Below are 18,330 nucleotides of genomic sequence, written 5' to 3' on the forward strand. Positions count from 1 at the left end.
GGCCTCTAGGTCTTCTTGAAGTTGAACGAAGTGGTCGTCTCGATGTCTGGCTTCACCGTCACGCCCATGTAGCTGGGCACGTCGATGCCGAACTCCTTGAAGTTGAACGGCATCTTGCCGCTTGCCTCGTAGACATCCCCGTTGCGCTTGACGACGTACTCGGCGGACACGTCCTTCGTCTGGCCATGAAGGGTCAGCTTGCCCTTCACCTTCTGGGTCGTCGTCTGGCCCGCCTCCGGCAGCTTGATCTCGGACCAGGGGACTTCCAGCACCGCGGCCGGATACTTCTCCACCTCGAGGTACTTCTCCCGCATGTGCTTGTCACGCAGGTCGATACCCGTCGTGAGTTTCGCCAGGGGGACGGTGATGACGACCGTCTTTCCGTCGTCCTTGAGCGTCACCTCGTCCGTCTTTCCCTCGATCTTGAATCCGGCGGGGCCCTTGCCATTGAACGTCGCGTTCGCGGGTCCCGTACGCTCCACCCCCGCGAGCGCGGGAGCAGCGAGCAACATCACCATCGCCATCACTTGTCTGAGGCTCATCGATCTCTCCTCGGGGCAGCGGCCCCTTGTCGACACACGGCGTCATAGCCGTTTCGGGGGCGGGATGTAGAGGCCCACGCGCCCGTTTTTCGCTCGCCCGGGTAATAAGGACCATCACCCCCCCTCGAACGGAAAAACGAAACCGCCGCCCGCGAACTCGCGCGGACGGCGGCGATGGGGTCGGCGCGGTTCGGGCCCGCTCAGCGCAGTTGCAACAGCCCCATGCGCACCAGCTTGGCCAGGGTCTTGAGCGTTTCCAGTTCCCGCGCGGGGCTGGCCAGCACCAGGGTGGACACGTCCCAGGAGCCGTTGACGAGCCCCACCACCTGGCGCTCCTCGGACTTGAGCAGGCTCAACTCCTCCGAGTCCGGCGACAGCACCGGCACCGACAGCGGAGGCAGTGCCGCGTAGAGCGACGCCACGTGCTCGCTCTGCGCCATCCGGGCGAACTCGCGCACCCGCCGGTCCGTGGGATCGCTCGCCAGGAGCGTCGCGCACACCAGCTCCGCCGCGTCGTACTGCCGCTCGCGCACCAGCACCGCGCCCTTCTCCAGCATGTCCGTCACCGGATCCACCACCACCTCCGGCGCTCCCTCCACCTCCACCTGCCGGGCGCGCAGCAGCTCGAAGATCCGGCGCGAGGTGGACGAGCGCGACAGGCCCAGGGACAGCCGCAGCCGCCCCAGGTTCTGCCCTCCCGCGCACAGGGTGAGGAGGATGCGGTGCATCAGCGGCTGACGCGGGCTCGGCGGCACCAGCGCGCGCACCGTCAGCGCGTCTCCCGGCAGCACCCGATCCACATCCGGCTGCTCATCCACCCAGCGCAGGGACTCGAAGAGCAGCTCGCGCAGGCTCATCTCGCAGGGGGCCCACTCCTCGCCCGAACGGTCCAGGTCCTCCGTCCAGTGGAAGGCGCCATGCCCCCCGCGGGTCTGGTCCACCATGGAGCCCAGCATCTCCTCGCGCACCAGATCGCGCACCAGGCGCGGCTCCACGTGGTGGGCCAGGAAGACGGAGTCCACGTCCTCGCCACTCGGGGGCAGCGCCTTGAGGGCCGCGAGCACCGCCGCCCCATCCGCCAACTTCGCCAGGGCGAGCATCCGGGCCACGCGCCCGCGCAGCCCCTCGTTGGCCACCGCCAATACTTGTCCGGATAGCAGGAAGAGCGCGCGCTCTCCGCCCTCCCAGGTGAGGAGCTGGAGCGTTCCCGTCTTGCGGGAACTGTCCAGCCACTGAAGGAGCTCGGGCAGGGGGAAACTGGAGAAATCACCGTGGAGGGCCATGAAGTCCCATAGTGTGACACGCCATGCGCGTCGCGGTCCTCTTCATTGATGGGGTGGGTATTGGGAGGAACGAGCCCGCGAGCAATCCACTCGCCGGGCGGGGGCACCTGCTCTCCCAGTTCCAGGACGCGCCCTCCCGGCCCCTGCCCCACGAGGGCCGCCTGTTCGCCGTGGACACGACCTTCGGTGTCTCCGGGCGGCCCCAATCCGCCTCCAACCAGACGGCCATCCTCACCGGCGAGCCCGCCCCCGCGCTCATCGGCCGGCACGTGCTCGGCTACCCGGACGCACCCCTGCGCGAGCTGCTCGCGCGCCACTCGCTCGTCAAGCGCCTGGTGGGCGCGGGCCGCACCGCCACCTTCGCCAACTGCTACCCCGTGGCCTACCTGGACGCGCTGAGGCTGCCCCGGCGCCCCTCGGACAGCGCCCCCGAGTTCACCCTCACCCCGGCCGCCCTGCGGCGCATGAAGGCCTCGGCGAGCACCCTGGCCTTCGTGGCGGGCGATGTGCCCCTGCGCACCCTGGATGACGCTCGGGCGGGGCTCGGACTCACCCACGACATCACCGGGGAGCGGGCCCGATCCCGGAGCCTGGCCGTCCCCTCGCGCACCCCGGACGAGGCCGCCCAGGTGTTCTGGCGGGTGGCGGGCGAGGCCGACTTCACCTTCTTCGAGCACTACCTGGCCGACGAGGCGGGGCACGCCCAGGACTTCGCCGCCGCCCACGCGGCCCTGGACGCCTTCGACGCCTTCGCCCGGGCCGTGGTCGCCGCCCGTCCCGCCGACGCCCGCGTGCTCATCTGCAGCGATCACGGCAACGTGGAGGACTTGTCCACACGTTCCCACACCCTCAATCCCGTGCCCGTGCTCTACTTCGGGCCGCCAGCGCCCGAACTGGAGTCCCTGGCCACCGTGGCGGACGTGGGCCGCGCGGTACTGCGTTGGTGGGGCGTGCCATGAGGGAGCGGATGCGAGTGGACGGCGGACGAGGACGCGTGAGGTGGCTGGCGCTCGGGCTGAGCCTGTGTCTCGTGGGGTGTGCCGGGCCCCGGTGGGCCGCCGCCGAGGCACGGCTCTCGGACGCATGGGCGAGCCCCACGGGGCACTACCGCATCGAGTACTCGCCCGAGGATGCCTCGGACATCCCCCGCGTCCGGCGCGCCGCGGACGAGGCCCTGCCCCGGCTCGAGCGCTGGGGTGCCTTGCGCGAGCCCGTCACCATCCGGGTGATGCCCGACCATGCGAGCCTGGAGGCCGCCGCGCGGCAGCGGGGCCTCGAGTGGCTGCGAGCCTGGAGCCGCTACGACGAGGTGTTCCTCCAGGCCCCGTCCACCTGGGGCGCCGCCAGCGCCTCCCCCGCCCAGCTCACCGAGTTGCTGCTGCACGAGCTCACCCACAGCGTCATGTACCAGCTCGCCTCGGACCGCTTCGGCTGGTCGCGCAAGCAGATCCCCCTGTGGTTTCGCGAGGGCATGGCCTCGTACACGGCCGAGCAGGCGTACCGGTGGGTGTCGCTGGAGGAGATCGCCCGCTACCTGGAGCGCCACCCCGGGAGCGATCTCCTGCGAGCGACCCCGGAGATGTACCGGGACGAATCGAACCTCGTCTATGGAATGGCCCACCACGCCTTCGCCTTCCTCTCGCGGCGCTATGGGGACGAGGCGGTGCGAGGGGTGCTGCGCGAGATGAGGGATGGGACGGAATTCCCCCCGGCCTTCGAGCGCGCCATCGGCATCTCCGTGGAGGCCTTCACGCGGGACTTCACCCATTACGTGCGCTGGCGGGGCTTCCGGGGAGGCCGCCTGCTCCTCCAGGATGCCCGCCCTCTCGGAGACCACCCTGGCGCATCGGGAGAGCCGGAGCCACCGTGATTGGCCCCGGGGCCCGCTTTTCTGTTACGACACGCCTGGACCATCCCCACCCGGGCCCGCGACCCCCGCGCGCCGCCGGAGTGTGAGGAGAACTGCACGATGAAGCTGCGTACGCTGGGCCTGACGGTGCTCGGGACCGTGGGGCTCACCGCCCTGACGGCCTGCAAGAAGGACGAGGCGCCCGCCGCCCCGGCCGCGACGCCCCCGGCCCCGGGCATCAAGGCCGAGCACCTGCCCGCCGACGTGCCCCTGCCCCAGGACGAGGACGCCCCGGCCCCCAAGGGCGGCGGCTCCGTCCAGGGCATCGTCACCTTCAAGGGCAAGCCGCCCGCCCCGAAGCCCATCGTTCCGGACTCGGACCCCAACTGCGATGGCATGGACCTGGAGGATCGGCCCGTCCAGGTGACGGACGGCAAGCTGGCCAACGTGCTGGTGCGCATCCAGGGAGAGATTCCCGGACAGGCGAAGCCGCCCCCCGGCACCATGGTGGTGGTGGACCAGAACCGCTGCATGTACAAGCCGCGCGTCCAGGGCGCCGTCATCGGCCAGCCGCTCGTGTTGATGAACAGCGACAGCACGCTGCACAACGTGCGGGGCATGGCTGGGGCCAAGCAGCTCTTCAACGTCACCCAGCCGCCGCTCAAGACGAAGGAGGCCATGCCGCCCACGGACGCGGAGATCATCCGCCTCAAGTGCGACATCCACCCGTGGATGACCGCCTGGGTGGTGATGAGCCCCAATGCCTTCTTCACCACCACGCAGGAGGATGGCGCCTTCACGCTCGAGGGCCTGCCTCCGGGGACGTACACCCTCGAGGCCTGGCATGAGACGCTGGGCACGCGGACGGCGCGGGTGACGGTGAAGGAGGGCGAGCAAACCCCGGCGTCCTTCGAGTTCGCGGCGGCCACGAAGTAGGGCCGCTCCTCCCCCCGGGACACCACGTCGCGGGGGGAGGCCGTGCGACTACTTCTTGATGGTGAGCTTCGTCTCGGCGGCCTTGCTTCCGCCCTCGGCCTTGATGGTGACCGAGCCGGGCTTCACGGCCTGCACCTTGCCCTCGGCATCCACGGTCGCGATCTTCTCGTCGCTGGTGGTGAAGGTGAAGGACACGCCCTGGATGGAGGCGCCATCGGTGCCCTTGGCCACCACCGCGAGCGCCGCGCTCTCCCCCACCTTGAGCGTGGCGGGCACGGTCTCGGTGAAGGCCACCGTGTCCACGTCCGGCAGCTTCACGGTCACCTCGGCGGTCTGCTTGAGCGCACCGGAGGTCGCCGTCACGGTGGTGGTGCCCACGGCCTTGGCCTTGAGGGTGTTGCCCTCCACCGCCACCACGTTGGCGTCGGCGCTGGAGAGCTCCACCTTCGCGTCCGGCACGGTGCGGCCCGCGTCGTCCTTCACCTCGGCGGTGAGCGCGCCCTCGGAGCCCAGGCCCGTGAGTGTCAGCGGCGCGCCCTGCAGCACGAGGGTGGAGGGGATGACCACCTCCACGGGCGTGGTGGCGCTCACCTCGGCGGACTTCACGGTGATGGTGGCCGAGCCGCTCTTCACCGCGGTCACCTTGCCCAGGGGATCCACGGTGGCGACCTGCCCGTCGCTGGAAGCGAACTCGAACGTCGCCTTCTGCACGGGCTCGCCTTCTCCGGTGAGCGCCTGGGGCGCCAGCTGGGCCGTCTGGCCCGCCTCGGACAGCGCCACCTTCGACGGCGTCACCGCGATCTTCTCCACCTTCTGGCAGGCGGACCCGAACAGGACGACGGACACGGCCACGAACGGCGTGAACAGTTTCTTCATGATGGGTTTGTTTTCCATTGGTGTTGCGAAAATTTGGGGCCAAAGGACCCCTGTGGGTAAACCCATCACGCCACAGCAAACCGTGTTCCACGGGCTCCGCCCTCGGAGACGGGAACCCAATGTGTGGAGTAAAGGAACAACCCCTGTGTGGCATTGCCCTTTTCCTCCACAGCCGCCCGGTTTCGGGGGGATCCGGCTAGCCTGGGCGCCGATGGCTCACCGCGAACGAACCCATGCGGGGAAAGGGCCCCGGGGAGGCGGCAGGTGAAGTGGCTCGCGCTGATGGTGCTCCTGCTCGGCGTGCCGGTGGAGGCGGCGCTCCCCGGCGTCCCGGTGTGCGAGCGGCCCCATGTGCCAGCACCGGCCGAGGCACGCGCCTTCCCGCCCGAACTCCAGGGAGCGCTCGACGCCCTCGTGCGCGACATGCTGGCCCGGGAGCCGCACGCGGGGTTGGCGGTGGGCGTGGTGCGCGGGGACGCGCGTTGGGTCGGCACCTACGGCCTGCGCGACCTGGCCCAGGCGCTGCCGGCGACGCCGAGGACCACCTGGCGCATGGCCTCGCTCACCAAGTCCTTCACCGCGGTGGCCGTGATGCAGCTCGTGGAACAGGGCCGGCTCGAGCTGGACGCGGACATCCGCACGTGGGTGCCCACCTGGCCCGAGCGGCGCTGGCCGGTGACGGTGCGGCAACTGCTCGGCCACCTGGGCGGGGTGACGAACTATGGCCGCCTCGGTCCAAGCCAGGACACCGGGCGGCTCGACACCGCGGGGGCGGTCGCGCTCGTGGCGGACTACGCGCTGGAGGCCGAACCCGGCACCCGCTTCATCTACAGCACCTGGGCCTACAACCTGCTGGGCGCCGCCATCGAGGCCGTCTCGGGCCAGTCCTATGGCGACTACCTCCAGGCGCACGTCTTCGGCCCCTCGGGAATGGCGCACGCGGCGCTGGATGATCGCCTCACGCGCGACGAGCACCACGCGGCGGGCTACCGGCTCCGGGAGGGCCAGTTGGTCCCCTCGCGGCGCGTCGACGTCTCGGGCCGCTTCGCGGGGGGTGGCACCCGGGCGTCCATCGAGGATCTGCTCGGCTTCGGCCAGGCGCTGCTCGACGAGCGCTTGGTGTCGCGCGCCACCACGGGGCTGATGCAGACGTCCATGAGCACCCGGGATGGGCGGCTCACCGACTACGGCATGGGCTTCGCGACGTGGCCGCTCCGGGGACACTACGTGGTGGCCCATGCGGGCGCGCAGCCGGAAACCTCCACGCTGCTCCTGCTGCTGCCGGGCGAGGGCGTGGCGATCGCGCTCGCGAGCAATCTGGAGGGCCAGGCCGTCCCGCTCAAACGCCTCGCGTCCCACATCATCGGGTTGCTGCTCGAGAACGAGGGCCCTCGGGTGAGCGCGCGGCTCCGGGATCCGGTGGACGAGGTGGTGAACGAGGGACTGAACCGCGTCTTTGGTTATGGACTCGCCTACCACTCGTGGGCCGAGCACGGACCTGGGACACGGCCCGACGCGAACGGGCTCGCGGAGGCATTCACCCAGGTGACGCGGCTGTTGGACCGGAGCGCCATCGCCCGCGAGCCCGCCGCGGCGCGCGCGCGCATCCTCGCCGCCCACCAGCCGCGCGCGAACGGACTCTTCATCCGGGTGGGCGTCCACATGGCGAAAACGCTGGAGGAGGCGGTGGGGCCCGAACGGCTGCGCGGCTATTCCTCGAGGGGCGCGCTCGCCTTCTTCAACGACTACCTCGCCGTCTGCGAGGCCCGGGCCTGCCCCGAGCCCTTCCGCTTCGACCCGGGCCTGCGGGAGGCCCTGCGCCGCCTCACCCCCTGAAAACGAGGCGGCGGAGCGCTTCCACGCAACCCGCCGCTCTCATTTTCCGATAACGCCTTCATCCCCGCTCAACGGGCGCCCGGGCGGCGCCAGGGAATGACGGCACTCCATGGACCTGCGCATCAAGAACTCCGTTCCCAGCCGTCTCCCCACCCTCGAGCCCACGGCCCCCCGCGCGAACGCCCTCCCGCCCCAGACGCCCGCCACCCCGGGGCTCTCGCGTCCGGTGGACACCTTCACCCCGGCGCTCCAGCGCTCGGCGAATGTCGCGCTGGCGCCCGCGGCCAATCCGGCCCAGGTCATGCGCGACTACCTCACGGGCGCGCTCCCCCCTCCGGCCGACTTCGAGAAGGTGATGGGCTACAAGCCCGTCCTGCTGCAGACGCCGCACGGCCCCCGGATGCAGGATCCGCTGGGCTACGCGTCGTCGCCGGGAGGCATCGGCCCCGTCGAGGACTTCGACGTGATGGCCAAGACGCACGACTACGGCTACGACCTGCTGCGCTACCACGCCCGGGTGGGCCAACCCCTGGGCCCGGAGGCCCGCAAGGCGGCGGACGCCCAGTTCCGGGAAGATCTCTTCCAGCACGCCAACGACAAGCCCGGCCTCGTGGAGCGCTGGAAGAGCCGCACCTGGGCGCAGATCTTCTCCGTCGCGGTGGAGCTCAACTCCCGGGTGCAGAACTACGCGGCCCCCTGAGCCTTCGCGAGGACCTCGAAGGCGGAGATGACCTCCGTGGGGGCCTGTACCAGCTCGATGAGCACGCCCTCGCCTCCGAGTGGAAATTGCTCGTTGCCCTTGGGGTGGATGAACGTCACGTCGAAGCCGGCCGCGCCCTTGCGAATGCCACCCGGGGCGAAGCGCACCCCCTGCCCCTCCAGCCACGTCACCGCCGCGCGCAGGTCATCCACCCACAGGCCCAGGTGGTTGAGCGCGGGATCGTGCACACGAGGCCTGCCGTTGGGATCCACCGGCTGCATCAGGTCCACTTCCACGCGGAAGGGGCCAGCGCCCGCCACGACGATGTCCTCGTCCACGTTCTCGCGCTCGCTGCGGTAGGTGCCCGAGGGAGTGAGACCCAACAGGTCCACCCAGAGCTTGCGCAGGGGCGCCTTGTCGGCACCGCCAATGGCCACTTGCTGCAGACCCAGGATCCGAAACGGTCGTGTGCTCATGGCGGCGCACCGTCGCAGAGCGCCCCCACCCAGGCAAGGGCCTCCGTCCCCGCGCTCAATAGCCCGAGGGCACCCGCCCCCCCAGACAGGAGATGGTGTGGGGCTCGCGGGGACCCGACCCCAGGGAGGTCGGCCGCGCCGGATCCGACCCGGGCTGGACTCCCTCCTCCACGGACCAGGACGGCACCTCCCCCGGGCGCAGGGAGTGCAGGCCACTCTGCCAGGGCCCGATGGTGTAGGTGTGCCCGGCGGCGCGGCACCCGAAGAACCGGGTCCAGGCCCGCGCGAAGGCATGGCCCCGGGCGGTCCCGAACGTCTCACAGGTGCGGAACCACCAGAGCGAGTCCCCGCCAGGCACGAGCCGATCGCGCAGCGCCGCCAGGCGCTCGTGCCAGGGGTGGCCCGGAACCAGGGCCCGGACATCCAGGGGCTTGTGATCGACGAGCACGCAGCCCCAGGTCCCATGGCCCCAGTATTGGATTTCCGCGATGGGCTCGTCCTGGGAACGCGCGAGCAACCAGTCCAGGGCCTCGGGCCAGCTCGCCACGCCGCTCCAGTCATCGAGCCGGCCGAGCCCCCGGTACAACACGCTCCCGGCGCGCCACGAGGCGGTGAGCCCGGGCAAACCCCAGCGCCCCCCGCATGTCCGGTCGTACACCATCAACCTCAAGCCCCTGGACCGAGCCATCGTGCGAACCTCCCGGAGCGTCGCGCTTGCGCTGAATATCTTCCCACCCGGGGACGTCCGGCGCATCCTCGACCCGGTATTCCCAAGGAGTCCGCTCCATGCGCGCCCTGCTCTTCACCCTGACGACGTTCTCGGTCCTCGTGTTCCCCCTCCGCGGTGACGCGGCCTCGCTGCGCTGCGGCAACCAGCTCGCCTCGGAGGGTGCCTCCAAGAGCGACGTCCTCGTGCGGTGCGGAGAGCCCGCGGCCAAGGAGACCCGCACCGAGCGCGTGGGCGAGAGGACGCGCGACAAGGACAAGCAGACGGGCACCACGACCACCACCGAACACGTGGTCTACAAGACGATCGACGAGTGGACGTACAACTTCGGCCCCTCGCGCTTCATGCAGACGGCGGTGTTCGAGAATGGCCGGCTCGTCGACGTGCGCAGCGGCGGCTACGGCCACTAGCCCGGAGAGCGACCCCTGCCCACGCCTCTCGATCCCCGCCGCCTCGAAACCTTCCGCGTGGTGGCCACCACGGGACAGGTGTCCGCGGCGTCGCGGCTGCTACACCTGTCGCAGCCAGCCGTCACCGCGCAGGTGCGTCAACTCGAGCGCGAGTGTGGACGCCCCCTGCTGGTGCGCACCGCGCGAGGCGTCCGGCTCAACGACGCGGGCCGGATGCTGTTGGAGTACGCGCAACGGCTCCACCACTTGATGGAGGAAGCGTCGGCCGCGATGGCGGGAGAGGAAAGCCCGGGCGGCGAGCTGGTCCTCGCGGCGAGCACGACCCTGGCCAGCTACGTGGTGCCATCCCTGCTGGCCTCCTTCCTGCGCGCGCATCGGGGCATCCAGGTCCGGCTGGAGGTGGGCAATACCGAGCAGGTGCTCGCCTGGGTGGGCGAGGAACGCGTCCCCTTGGGGTTGGTGGAGGGCCACGCGCGAGCGGCCGGCATCCGGTTGGAGCGCTACCTGGAGGATGAACTGGTCCCGGTGGCGGGAGCGCGGGCCCCGGCGGAGATCCAACGGGTGCGCACGGTGGAGGACCTTCACGCCGTTCCCCTGCTCTGGCGGGAATCCGGCTCGGGCACGCGCGCCGTCCTGGAGCGGGCATTGAAGAAGGCCGGGGTGCGGCGAGGACCCCAGGCCGGGGATCTCCAGTTGGGCAGCACCGAGGCCATCAAGGGCGCGGTGGCGGCCGGGCTGGGGGTGGGCTTCCTGTCGCGCTGGAGCCTCCAGGATGAGCTGGCCTCGGGCCGGCTGCGGCTGCTGCCGATACCGGACCTGCGGGTGGAGCGGGCGTTCTCCTGGGTGCTTCCGGTGGATGCCCTGTCGGGACTCGCGGGCCGCTTCCTGCGACATGCGCGCGCCGCGCCCCCACCCCTCCTCGGGCCCTGAGTCACTTCTGGATGCGGGGGAAGTGCGTCCGGGCGTGGTTCGCGGCCGCGAGCATGTTGGCATAGCCGGAGTGATGCCAGGAGAGCGGCGGCTGCTGAGCCGTGGTGTCCGGGTAGGAGGCCACGCTGTTGCCCACGTGCACATCCCCCGTACAGTAGGGCAGGTAGACGATGTTCCAATCCTTCGTCACCAGGTCCGTCCGGTCCTTGCACCCCTCGGCGTTCGCTGCTGGAGGGCCGAGCCAACACATGCCCCCACCAGAAGTCACGGCACCGCACACGCACGCCCTCGCGCGGGTTGCGAGGGACGTGCCGCGCGACTTATCTCGTTGGCATGGGCGAGGCTCTCCGAACGAAGACACTGTCATGGCTCGCCGCGTTGACCATCCTCGCGCTGCTGGCCACGCCGTGGATTCTGCGCTTCCGTCAGGAGCGCTTTGAAAAACGCACGCTCGCGTCCTCCCATCCGTTTCCCGCGCGCCTCGTGGATTTGACCCGCCTGAGAGAGCGTCTGCCCGGCAACCTTTATTGGCGGATGGGCGCGCCCACGGAGGATCCCAACCTCCTGCGCTGGCGCGAGGAGGAAGAGCAACATTGGAACAGACTCAACGGCAAGGTGCTGTCGAACACGGCCACCGAGGAGGAGATCCACGCGTATTACGCGCACCGCCGCCGGGTGTCCGAGGACTTCATGGCCTTCGCCCTCCTGGTGCTTCAGGAGTATGGCGACCGGCTCTCCGAGCCCGAGCGGGGCCTGTATGAACAGAGCATCCGGATGCACCGCGCGCGCCTCGAGGAGCTGCCCCAGCAGCTCGAAGAAGCCCTCACCCGCAAACGCTTCCAGGATCCACGTCGTACGGCCTGGAACCGCCCACCCCCTCGTTGAACGAATCAGGGCACCAGCCAGGCGGACGAGCGCCAGACCTCCAGGGAGTGCATCTGCCCCGGGCTCGTGCCCGTCCCGCGGGTCCAAGGTCCCCCTTCCCTCGGGGCCTACGCAAGACCACCTTGTGGGGAACCATGGACATCACTGCGATGACTGACATTGTGAACAAGAGGCGCTGGCTCAAGCTCGCGGGCTTGATTTCCATCCCGGTCTACGCCGCCCCCGTGGGGGTGTGGGGCATCCGAGGGTTGAGGCCCCGCGTTCTCCAGAACGCCGCATCGGGCGCCATCGCCCTGGGGATGCTGTCGCTCGCCGCGTGGGCACTGAGCCGATGGAGCCAGTCCCTCCGCGCGAGCAACAAGAGCGTCCGCCCGAGCAAACCTCGCTGGCAGCTCCCCGAGCACGAACCCATGCTCCCGGATGACGCCATCGCCTCGGCCGTATCGGGATACTGAGCCCTCTTCCCGCGGCACCTCCGCCCTGGGGTTCCTTTCGTTGGGACTCCAGGGATTTCTCCGGGAAGAAGCCCGAAGCGCGCGGGGAGTGCGTTGACGCATCCGGTCAGTTCGCCGCTGAGTAGTGTGACGTCCTCGCGGGGCGGGTGTCCCTGCGAACGGCATGGGCTTGGGATATAGGTTCGCCAGCCTTCGGGCGGGAGGCGTCCATGTCCCTCAGCGTTTTCGACATGTTCAGCATTGGCATTGGTCCATCGAGTTCCCACACGGTGGGGCCGATGCGCGCGGCACGTCAGTTCGTGGAGGCGCTCGAGCAGGAGGTGGGCGGGCTGGACGGTGTCACGACCGTGAAGGTGGAGCTCTTCGGCTCGCTCGGGCATACGGGCAAGGGGCACGGCACCGACGTGGCGGTCATCCTGGGGCTCGAGGGGGAATCCCCCGAGCGGGTCGACTGCGACACGGTCCCCGGCCGCGTCTCCGGGGTGACGGAGTGCGCACGGCTGAAGCTGCTCGGCAAGCACCCGGTGAAGTTCAAACCCTCCGAGGACATCGTCTTCCACAAGCGGCAGTCCCTCCCGCGCCACCCCAACGGCATGCGCTTCAGCGCGGTGCTCTCCCAGCGGAGCGCGCCCTTCACCCGCGCCTACTATTCGGTGGGCGGCGGCTTCGTGGTGAATGACGACGGGAGCACGAGCACCGCGGGTATGGGCGGCGACGTGCGCATCCCCTACCCCTTCAAGACGGGCGAGGAGCTGTTGACGCTCTGCCAGCGCCACGGCTTGAGCGTCAGCACGCTGATGATGGAGAACGAGAAGGCCCTGCGGCCGGAGGCGGAGGTGCGCGCGCACCTGCTGCGCATCTGGGAGGTCATGCAGGCGTGCGTGAAGCGAGGCTGCGAGCGCGAGGGAATCCTTCCCGGGGGCCTCAAGGTGAAGCGGCGTGCCGCGGCCATCCACCGCAAGCTCAAGGGGGACATGCGCGGGAGCGCGGATCCCTTGATGGCGATGGACTGGGTGAACCTCTACGCGCTCGCGGTCAACGAGGAGAACGCGGCGGGAGGGCGCGTGGTGACGGCCCCCACCAATGGCGCGGCGGGCATCGTGCCCGCGGTGCTGCACTACTACCGGCGCTTCGTGCCGAACGCGGACGACGAGGGCGCCATCCGGTTCCTGCTCGCGGCGGGCGCCATTGGGATGCTCTACAAGCTCAACGCCTCCATCTCCGGCGCCGAGGTGGGCTGCCAGGGCGAGGTGGGCGTGGCGTGCTCCATGGCGGCCGCGGCGCTCGCGGAGGTGCTGGGCGGCACGCCCGAGCAGGTGGAGAACGCGGCGGAGATTGGCATGGAGCACAACCTGGGGCTCACGTGCGACCCCATCGGTGGGCTCGTCCAGGTGCCGTGCATCGAGCGCAACGCCATGGGCTCCATCAAGGCCATCAACGCCGCGCGGCTGGCGCTTCAGGGAGACGGCAAGCACAAGGTGTCGCTCGACAAGGTCATCGCCACCATGCGCCAGACGGGCGCGGACATGATGACCAAGTACAAGGAGACCGCGCGCGGAGGCCTGGCCGTGAACATCATCGAGTGCTGAGGCAAACCGATTGCCGGGGGAGCGCCGGAGGCATACCGTCCCACGGGCATGCTCAAGAAGGTCCTTCTCGTGCTCCCCCTCCTCGCCGTGGGAGGCCTCGTCCTGGTGGCGGCACGGCCCTCCACCACCCGGGTCGAACGCTCCATCACGATCGCCGCGCCCGCCGCCATTCCCTTCGGACTGGTCAATGACTTCCACCGCTGGAAGTACTGGGCCCCCTGGGAAGCGCTCGCGCCGGAGGTGAAGCGCGGCTTCGACGGGGCCTACGCCGGAACCGAGGCCGTCTACACCTGGGCGGGCAACGCACGGACGGGAAAGGGCCGGATGACCATCCTCTACGCCCAGCCCTACGAGCACATCCGCATCCAGGCCGAGCGCTACGCCCCCCAGCCGTCCTCGAGCACCTACCTCTTCACCTATCAATCCGGCACCGAGGGCGTCACGCTGCGGTGGGCGAGGGAACGGCACCTCTCCTTGCTGGACAAGGCCCGCGCGCTGTTCATGGACCCCGACGAAGGAGTGGGTGAGGAAATCGAGCAGGGTTTGAAGTCCCTCCAGTCCCTGTCCGAGGCGGAGGTGCGCAACCGGCTCGAGCGGGATGCCTTGATCAAGGCGCGGCAAGAGGGCGCCACCACTCCGCCCACCCCGCCCGCGCCTTGAGCTGACCGCTCGCTAGAGTCCGCCCAGGTTGGCGCAGGCTCGGGAGTCCCCCCCCTCACACGCCCGCTTCAGGAGCTTCGTGGCATCGGCATCGCTCTTCGTGGCGCATGCGCCCGTCCGGTGACAGATGCCCGCGCTGAAGCAGCCCGCCGCGTCGCCGCCATCGCACGCGCGCATGTAGAGGGAATAGGCCCGAGCGGGATCCGCGTCGACTCCGCGCCCCTGCCAGACGAGGGACCCCAACTGGTTGCACGCCCGGGCCACGCCCGCGTCACACACACGGGTGAACAGCTCCGCCGCGCGCGCCACCTGTCCGCGCCGTTCGGCCTCGAGTGCCGCGTCGAAGCACCCCTTCACCGTCCCGTCGGGACACGTCTCGTCCTTGTTCGCCAGGGCCAGCGTGGACTTGTCCGGCTCCGCGCGCTTGGCCGGCTTCTCTGAGCAGGCCATTGCCAGGACCGCGAACAAGACTCCCATCCAGACGCCTTTCATCCGTCACTCCTCGAACGATTGCCGCGACGCGACAAATTCGTTGTTTGTCAGAAACCACGAAGAACCAGGAATCCGTCGCTACAGTGCGGCGCCTCCCTTACCCCGGAGGACTCCCCATGTATCGAGTGAGGTCGCAGATAGGGCCCACCCTGTCGGCGCTGCTGCTGCTCGCCATGCCAGCACGGGCGCAGATCGCCGCGTCGCACGTCTACCACAACCACATGCCCAACTTCTGGGCGTACTACGACCTGAGCAAGTACGCATCCACGCCCACCGGCGGGGCCATCCGGTACATGTACGACGCGCAGGTCATCAACCTGAAGAAGAACCCGCCGTCGAACTACACGTACTACCTGCCGTCGGGCGCGCCCATGCCGCACGACGACCTGGTCACCTATTACTCGCACAACGCGAAGACGGGCGCCTACCTGTACTGGCCCCAGAGCGTCGCGGCGGACATGAAGGCCAATGCCCCCACCGGCCAGGTGCACGTCACCATGTCCGGCTCGGTGGTGAACAACGTCCAGGATCTCAGCACCCTGAGGAACGTCCCCGGCTACGACAACGCCAACTGGGGTGCGTCCTGGAAGGACCGCTACAGCACGCTGTTCACCCCCGCGGGCAACCGCACGCTGGACCTCATCCACTTCACCGGCCACCACTCCATGGGGCCGCTGGTCGGCCCGGAATACTTCCTCAAGGATCTCATCTACCAGAGCGCCACGCTCGCCCAGCCCTACTTCCTGGGCGGCTCCTTCCAGTCCTCCAAGGGCTTCTTTCCCACGGAGTTGGGCTTTTCCGAACGGCTCATCCCCACGCTCGCCAAGCTCGGCGTGCAGTGGGCCGTCATCGGGGACAACCACTTCTCGCGCACGCTCAAGGACTACCCCTACCTGAACGAGCCGGGCTCGGACACGCTCGTGTCTCCCCCCAACCGCGCGGACCTTCAAAACACCAGCTCCGTGGGAAGCTGGGTGAGCGTGCCCATGGCGCACGAGCAGCAGGTCATCAAGAACAAGTATCCCTTCGCCTCCACGCCGCACTGGGTGCGCTACGTGGATCCCTCCACGGGGACCGAGTCCCGCGTCGTGGGCATTCCCGTCAACCAGAACGGCTCCTGGCTGGAGGGCTGGGAGGGCGAGGCCACCGTCGACGTCGTCAACCTCAAGAGCTTCGAGGGGCTGGTTCCCCAGAAGCAGTTCTTCGTCATCGCGCATGACGGCGACAACTCGAGCGGCCGCGCGGGCTCCGACTCCACCTGGTACAACGGCCGCTCCGTCACCTGCTCCGGCGGCGTGCAGTGCCTGGGCATCTCCGAGTACCTCGTCAACCACACCCCCGCCACCACCGACGTGGTGCACGTTCAGGACGGCTCGTGGGTGGACACGCGCGATTCCTCGTCGGATCCCCAGTGGCACCACTGGAAGCTGCCCTTTGGCATCTGGAAGGGACAGTTCCCCGCGTTCAACGCGGCCACCGGACTCAACCTGGCCCCCAAGACGAACCTCAGCGGTGTGCAGGAGGGCATGACGGTCTCCTTGGAGCACGGCTGGCATTACCTGGAGCGCAACTTCGCCCTGCTCCAGGCGGCCCTCAACCACGCGAAGACGGCCGAGCAGATCTGGCTGGACGCGCACCCCAACCACTGGTCACCCACCACCGCGCAGGACAAGCAGCTCACCCACCTGGGCAATCAGCTCAACCCCTGGATGATGTCCTTCCCCGTCAAGGGAGACGAGGGCAATGACTGGGCCGGCGGCGCCAACCCCGCGGAGCTCGCCTGGTATTTCCTGCTGCCGGCCATGGACTCGGGCTTCGGCTATTACGACGAGAACCAGGACGACAACGTCAAGCCCACCCTGTCCTTCAACCAGTCGCTCTACTTCTCCAAGCCCTACGTGCAGGCGCGCATCACCCAGGACAAGACGGGCCCCTCCGTGTGGTGGGCCCAGCGGTGGCCCTACAACCCGGGCAGCGCCAACACCGACAAGTCCGAGGGCTGGACGCTCCACTTCTTCAACAACCACTTCGCCCTCTACACCTACGCCTACGACGTCAGCGGCATCTCCAGCATCAAGGCCCGCGTCCGCGTGCACACGAACAAGAGCATCGACCCGCTCGATAACACCCACAAGGTGTATGACCCGGCGGCGCGCAAGGCGGCGGGCGTGCCCAACATCGACCCCTCGCGCGTGGGCGCCTGGGTGGACTACCCGCTCACCCGGAGGGACCTCAAGCCGGTGATGAATGGCGTGTCCTGGCAACCCGCCTACCTGCCCGTCATGGCGAAGGTGCCCGCCCAGGAGATTGGAGACCTCTACTACGTCTACCTGGGCGACTACCGGGACCAGCTCCTCGACTACTACATCGAGGCCACCGACAACCGGGGCAACGTCACCCGGGGAGAAATCCAATCCGTCTACGTGGGCTCCGGCCGGTACAACCTGGTGGGCGGCAAGTACATCGAGGACGCCAACGGGACGGTGCAGGGCACCCATCCCTTCCTCGTGGTGGACACCACCCCGCCCTCCGTCCCCTCGGGCCTGAGCGCCCCGTCGAGAACGGACCGCTCGGTGACGCTGAACTGGAGCGCGTCCACGGACAACGTCGCGGTGAGCGGATACGACATCTTCCGTGATGGCACCCAGGTGGGCGCGAGCACCAGCACGGGCTACACCGATAGCGGCCTCACGCCGGGCACGGCGTACAGCTACACCGTGCGGGCACGGGACGCCGCGGGCAACGCTTCCGCGCGGAGCACCGTCCTCTCCGTGGCCACCCTGCCGCCGGACACCACCGCGCCCTCGGTTCCCACGGGGCTGACGGCGTCGGGCGCGACGAGCTCCTCGGTGGCCCTCGCCTGGACGGCCTCCACCGACAACTACGGCGTCGCGGGTTACGAGGTGTTCCGCGATGGCGGCACCCAGGTCGCCTCCGTCACGGGGACGGCCTACTCGGACACCGGCCTCGCGCCGAGCACGTCCTACAGCTACACCGTGCGGGCCAAGGACGCCGCGGGCAACACCTCCGCGCATAGCGCGGCCCTGGCCGTCACCACGCCCGCGGGCAACAGCGCCACCGTCTATTATTCCAACAAGGACTTCGCCACGCCCTATATCCACTTCCGCGCGGGAAGCGGGGCCTGGACGACCGTGCCGGGCTACGTCATGGCCAGCTCGGAAGTGGCGGGCTATGTCAAATACACCGTCAACCTGGGAGCCGCCACGCAGCTCGAGTGTGTCTTCAACGACGGAAAGGGTACCTGGGACAACAACAAGGGCACCAACTACATCCTGTCCACGGGAACCTCCACCGTGAAGGACGGCATCGTCACCCGCGGAGCCCCTACGAACGACCCTCCTCCGCCCTCCGATCCCTCGGGCACCCGCGTCACCTTCAACGTGACGGCCAGCACCGTGATGGGACAGAACATCTACCTGGTGGGCAACCATGCCGCGCTCGGCAACTGGAACACGGACTCCGCCCTCCTCCTCTCCTCGGCCAGCTACCCGAAGTGGAGTGTGACCCTGAGCCTGCCCGGCTCGACCGCCCTCGAATACAAGTACATCAAGAAGGACGGGGCCGGGAACGTCACCTGGGAGAGCGGCGCCAACCGCGCCACCACGACGCCCGCGTCGGGTAGCGCGACGCTCAACGACACCTGGAAGTAGCCGGACCGGGGCC

19 protein-coding genes are annotated in these 18,330 nt (G+C 69.2%); 12 read left to right on the plus strand and 7 right to left on the minus strand.

Translation table 11 applies throughout. The features are described 5' to 3' along the window. Positions 1-5: 5 nt before the first annotated feature. Both MEBOL_RS02450 and MEBOL_RS02455 read right to left on the minus strand, forming a co-directional pair. Entirely contained in the window at positions 6-542 is a 537-nt protein-coding gene (locus tag MEBOL_RS02450; RefSeq protein WP_095975897.1) for a YceI family protein, read from the minus strand. 200 nt (positions 543-742) lie between these two features. Beyond that, positions 743-1,825, minus strand: a complete 1,083-nt coding sequence (locus MEBOL_RS02455) for a DUF4388 domain-containing protein (RefSeq protein WP_095975898.1) — start codon at positions 1,823-1,825, stop codon at positions 743-745. A gap of 23 nt (positions 1,826-1,848) precedes the next feature. Here MEBOL_RS02455 and MEBOL_RS02460 point away from each other — a divergent pair, with 23 nt between their 5' ends. From MEBOL_RS02460 to MEBOL_RS02470, 3 genes are all read left to right on the plus strand, one after another. Beyond that, complete coding sequence (locus tag MEBOL_RS02460) at positions 1,849-2,784, plus strand: metalloenzyme (protein ID WP_095975899.1); 936 nt, start codon at positions 1,849-1,851, stop codon at positions 2,782-2,784. Between the two features lie 35 nt (positions 2,785-2,819). After that, positions 2,820-3,695 carry a hypothetical protein gene (locus MEBOL_RS02465; protein ID WP_245919392.1) on the plus strand — a complete coding sequence of 292 codons (876 nt, stop codon included), beginning with the start codon at positions 2,820-2,822 and terminating at the stop codon, positions 3,693-3,695. A 99-nt stretch (positions 3,696-3,794) separates the two neighbouring features. After that, the gene (locus tag MEBOL_RS02470; protein ID WP_095975901.1) at positions 3,795-4,610 is read left to right on the plus strand and encodes a carboxypeptidase regulatory-like domain-containing protein; all 816 of its coding nucleotides are present in this window, start codon (positions 3,795-3,797) and stop codon (positions 4,608-4,610) included. Positions 4,611-4,658: 48 nt separating this feature from the next. Here the strand turns inward: MEBOL_RS02470 and MEBOL_RS02475 are convergent, their stop codons facing one another. After that, a complete protein-coding gene (locus MEBOL_RS02475) occupies positions 4,659-5,486 on the minus strand; it encodes an Ig-like domain-containing protein (RefSeq protein ID WP_245919393.1) in 828 nt (275 codons plus the stop codon). Positions 5,487-5,750: 264 nt separating this feature from the next. Here MEBOL_RS02475 and MEBOL_RS02480 point away from each other — a divergent pair, with 264 nt between their 5' ends. Next, positions 5,751-7,322 (plus strand): serine hydrolase domain-containing protein, encoded by a 1,572-nt coding sequence (locus MEBOL_RS02480; protein ID WP_095975902.1) that lies wholly within the window; start codon positions 5,751-5,753, stop codon positions 7,320-7,322. 109 nt (positions 7,323-7,431) lie between these two features. Then, positions 7,432-8,022 (plus strand): hypothetical protein, encoded by a 591-nt coding sequence (locus MEBOL_RS02485; protein ID WP_095975903.1) that lies wholly within the window; start codon positions 7,432-7,434, stop codon positions 8,020-8,022. Here MEBOL_RS02485 and MEBOL_RS02490 read toward each other — a convergent pair. Both MEBOL_RS02490 and MEBOL_RS02495 read right to left on the minus strand, forming a co-directional pair. Beyond that, on the minus strand, positions 8,007-8,498 hold the full coding sequence (locus tag MEBOL_RS02490; RefSeq protein WP_095975904.1) for a VOC family protein: 492 nt from the start codon (positions 8,496-8,498) through the stop codon (positions 8,007-8,009). The genes MEBOL_RS02485 and MEBOL_RS02490 overlap by 16 nt on opposite strands. Positions 8,499-8,553: 55 nt before the next feature. Next, positions 8,554-9,186, minus strand: a complete 633-nt coding sequence (locus MEBOL_RS02495; protein WP_245919396.1) for a hypothetical protein — start codon at positions 9,184-9,186, stop codon at positions 8,554-8,556. Between the two features lie 98 nt (positions 9,187-9,284). On the opposite strand from MEBOL_RS02495, the gene MEBOL_RS02500 reads away from it, so the two are divergent. Further along, entirely contained in the window at positions 9,285-9,635 is a 351-nt protein-coding gene (locus MEBOL_RS02500; RefSeq protein ID WP_095975906.1) for a DUF2845 domain-containing protein, read from the plus strand. Positions 9,636-9,650: 15 nt separating this feature from the next. Beyond that, positions 9,651-10,565: a LysR substrate-binding domain-containing protein gene (locus MEBOL_RS02505; protein WP_095975907.1), complete on the plus strand. Its 915-nt coding sequence runs from the start codon at positions 9,651-9,653 to the stop codon at positions 10,563-10,565. 1 nt (position 10,566) lies between these two features. Here the strand turns inward: MEBOL_RS02505 and MEBOL_RS02510 are convergent, their stop codons facing one another. Further along, on the minus strand, positions 10,567-10,815 hold the full coding sequence (locus tag MEBOL_RS02510; protein WP_245919399.1) for a pectinacetylesterase family protein: 249 nt from the start codon (positions 10,813-10,815) through the stop codon (positions 10,567-10,569). Positions 10,816-10,898: 83 nt separating this feature from the next. Between MEBOL_RS02510 and MEBOL_RS02515 the strand changes: the two genes are divergently transcribed. From MEBOL_RS02515 to MEBOL_RS02530, 4 genes are all read left to right on the plus strand, one after another. Further along, positions 10,899-11,450, plus strand: a complete 552-nt coding sequence (locus MEBOL_RS02515) for a hypothetical protein (protein WP_157774720.1) — start codon at positions 10,899-10,901, stop codon at positions 11,448-11,450. Between the two features lie 149 nt (positions 11,451-11,599). Next, positions 11,600-11,905: a hypothetical protein gene (locus MEBOL_RS02520; protein ID WP_157774721.1), complete on the plus strand. Its 306-nt coding sequence runs from the start codon at positions 11,600-11,602 to the stop codon at positions 11,903-11,905. 209 nt (positions 11,906-12,114) lie between these two features. Then, positions 12,115-13,494, plus strand: coding sequence for an L-serine ammonia-lyase (locus tag MEBOL_RS02525; RefSeq protein WP_095975911.1), 1,380 nt, complete (start codon positions 12,115-12,117; stop codon positions 13,492-13,494). 69 nt (positions 13,495-13,563) lie between these two features. Next, a complete protein-coding gene (locus MEBOL_RS02530) occupies positions 13,564-14,154 on the plus strand; it encodes an SRPBCC family protein (protein ID WP_170115428.1) in 591 nt (196 codons plus the stop codon). Positions 14,155-14,166: 12 nt separating this feature from the next. On the opposite strand, the gene MEBOL_RS02535 is transcribed toward MEBOL_RS02530, so the two are convergent. After that, a complete protein-coding gene (locus tag MEBOL_RS02535; protein ID WP_170115429.1) occupies positions 14,167-14,646 on the minus strand; it encodes a tetratricopeptide repeat protein in 480 nt (159 codons plus the stop codon). A gap of 116 nt (positions 14,647-14,762) precedes the next feature. On the opposite strand from MEBOL_RS02535, the gene MEBOL_RS02540 reads away from it, so the two are divergent. After that, positions 14,763-18,317: a carbohydrate-binding module family 20 domain-containing protein gene (locus MEBOL_RS02540; protein WP_095975914.1), complete on the plus strand. Its 3,555-nt coding sequence runs from the start codon at positions 14,763-14,765 to the stop codon at positions 18,315-18,317. Positions 18,318-18,330: the final 13 nt, after the last annotated feature.

This window comes from Melittangium boletus DSM 14713 (assembly GCF_002305855.1).
Lineage (GTDB): Bacteria > Myxococcota > Myxococcia > Myxococcales > Myxococcaceae > Cystobacter > Cystobacter boletus.

Excerpts from the sequence above, each read along its gene's own strand:
- MEBOL_RS02450 (WP_095975897.1), bottom strand. The coding sequence starts at position 542 with ATGAGCCTCAGACAAGTGATGGCGATGGTGATGTTGCTCGCTGCTCCC.
- MEBOL_RS02455 (WP_095975898.1), bottom strand. The coding sequence starts at position 1,825 with ATGGCCCTCCACGGTGATTTCTCCAGTTTCCCCCTGCCCGAGCTCCTT.
- MEBOL_RS02460 (WP_095975899.1), top strand. The coding sequence starts at position 1,849 with ATGCGCGTCGCGGTCCTCTTCATTGATGGGGTGGGTATTGGGAGGAAC.
- MEBOL_RS02470 (WP_095975901.1), top strand. The coding sequence starts at position 3,795 with ATGAAGCTGCGTACGCTGGGCCTGACGGTGCTCGGGACCGTGGGGCTC.
- MEBOL_RS02475 (WP_245919393.1), bottom strand. The coding sequence starts at position 5,486 with ATGAAGAAACTGTTCACGCCGTTCGTGGCCGTGTCCGTCGTCCTGTTC.
- MEBOL_RS02485 (WP_095975903.1), top strand. The coding sequence starts at position 7,432 with ATGGACCTGCGCATCAAGAACTCCGTTCCCAGCCGTCTCCCCACCCTC.
- MEBOL_RS02490 (WP_095975904.1), bottom strand. The coding sequence starts at position 8,498 with ATGAGCACACGACCGTTTCGGATCCTGGGTCTGCAGCAAGTGGCCATT.
- MEBOL_RS02495 (WP_245919396.1), bottom strand. The coding sequence starts at position 9,186 with ATGGCTCGGTCCAGGGGCTTGAGGTTGATGGTGTACGACCGGACATGC.
- MEBOL_RS02500 (WP_095975906.1), top strand. The coding sequence starts at position 9,285 with ATGCGCGCCCTGCTCTTCACCCTGACGACGTTCTCGGTCCTCGTGTTC.
- MEBOL_RS02510 (WP_245919399.1), bottom strand. The coding sequence starts at position 10,815 with ATGTGTTGGCTCGGCCCTCCAGCAGCGAACGCCGAGGGGTGCAAGGAC.
- MEBOL_RS02515 (WP_157774720.1), top strand. The coding sequence starts at position 10,899 with ATGGGCGAGGCTCTCCGAACGAAGACACTGTCATGGCTCGCCGCGTTG.
- MEBOL_RS02520 (WP_157774721.1), top strand. The coding sequence starts at position 11,600 with ATGACTGACATTGTGAACAAGAGGCGCTGGCTCAAGCTCGCGGGCTTG.
- MEBOL_RS02525 (WP_095975911.1), top strand. The coding sequence starts at position 12,115 with ATGTCCCTCAGCGTTTTCGACATGTTCAGCATTGGCATTGGTCCATCG.
- MEBOL_RS02535 (WP_170115429.1), bottom strand. The coding sequence starts at position 14,646 with ATGAAAGGCGTCTGGATGGGAGTCTTGTTCGCGGTCCTGGCAATGGCC.
- MEBOL_RS02540 (WP_095975914.1), top strand. The coding sequence starts at position 14,763 with ATGTATCGAGTGAGGTCGCAGATAGGGCCCACCCTGTCGGCGCTGCTG.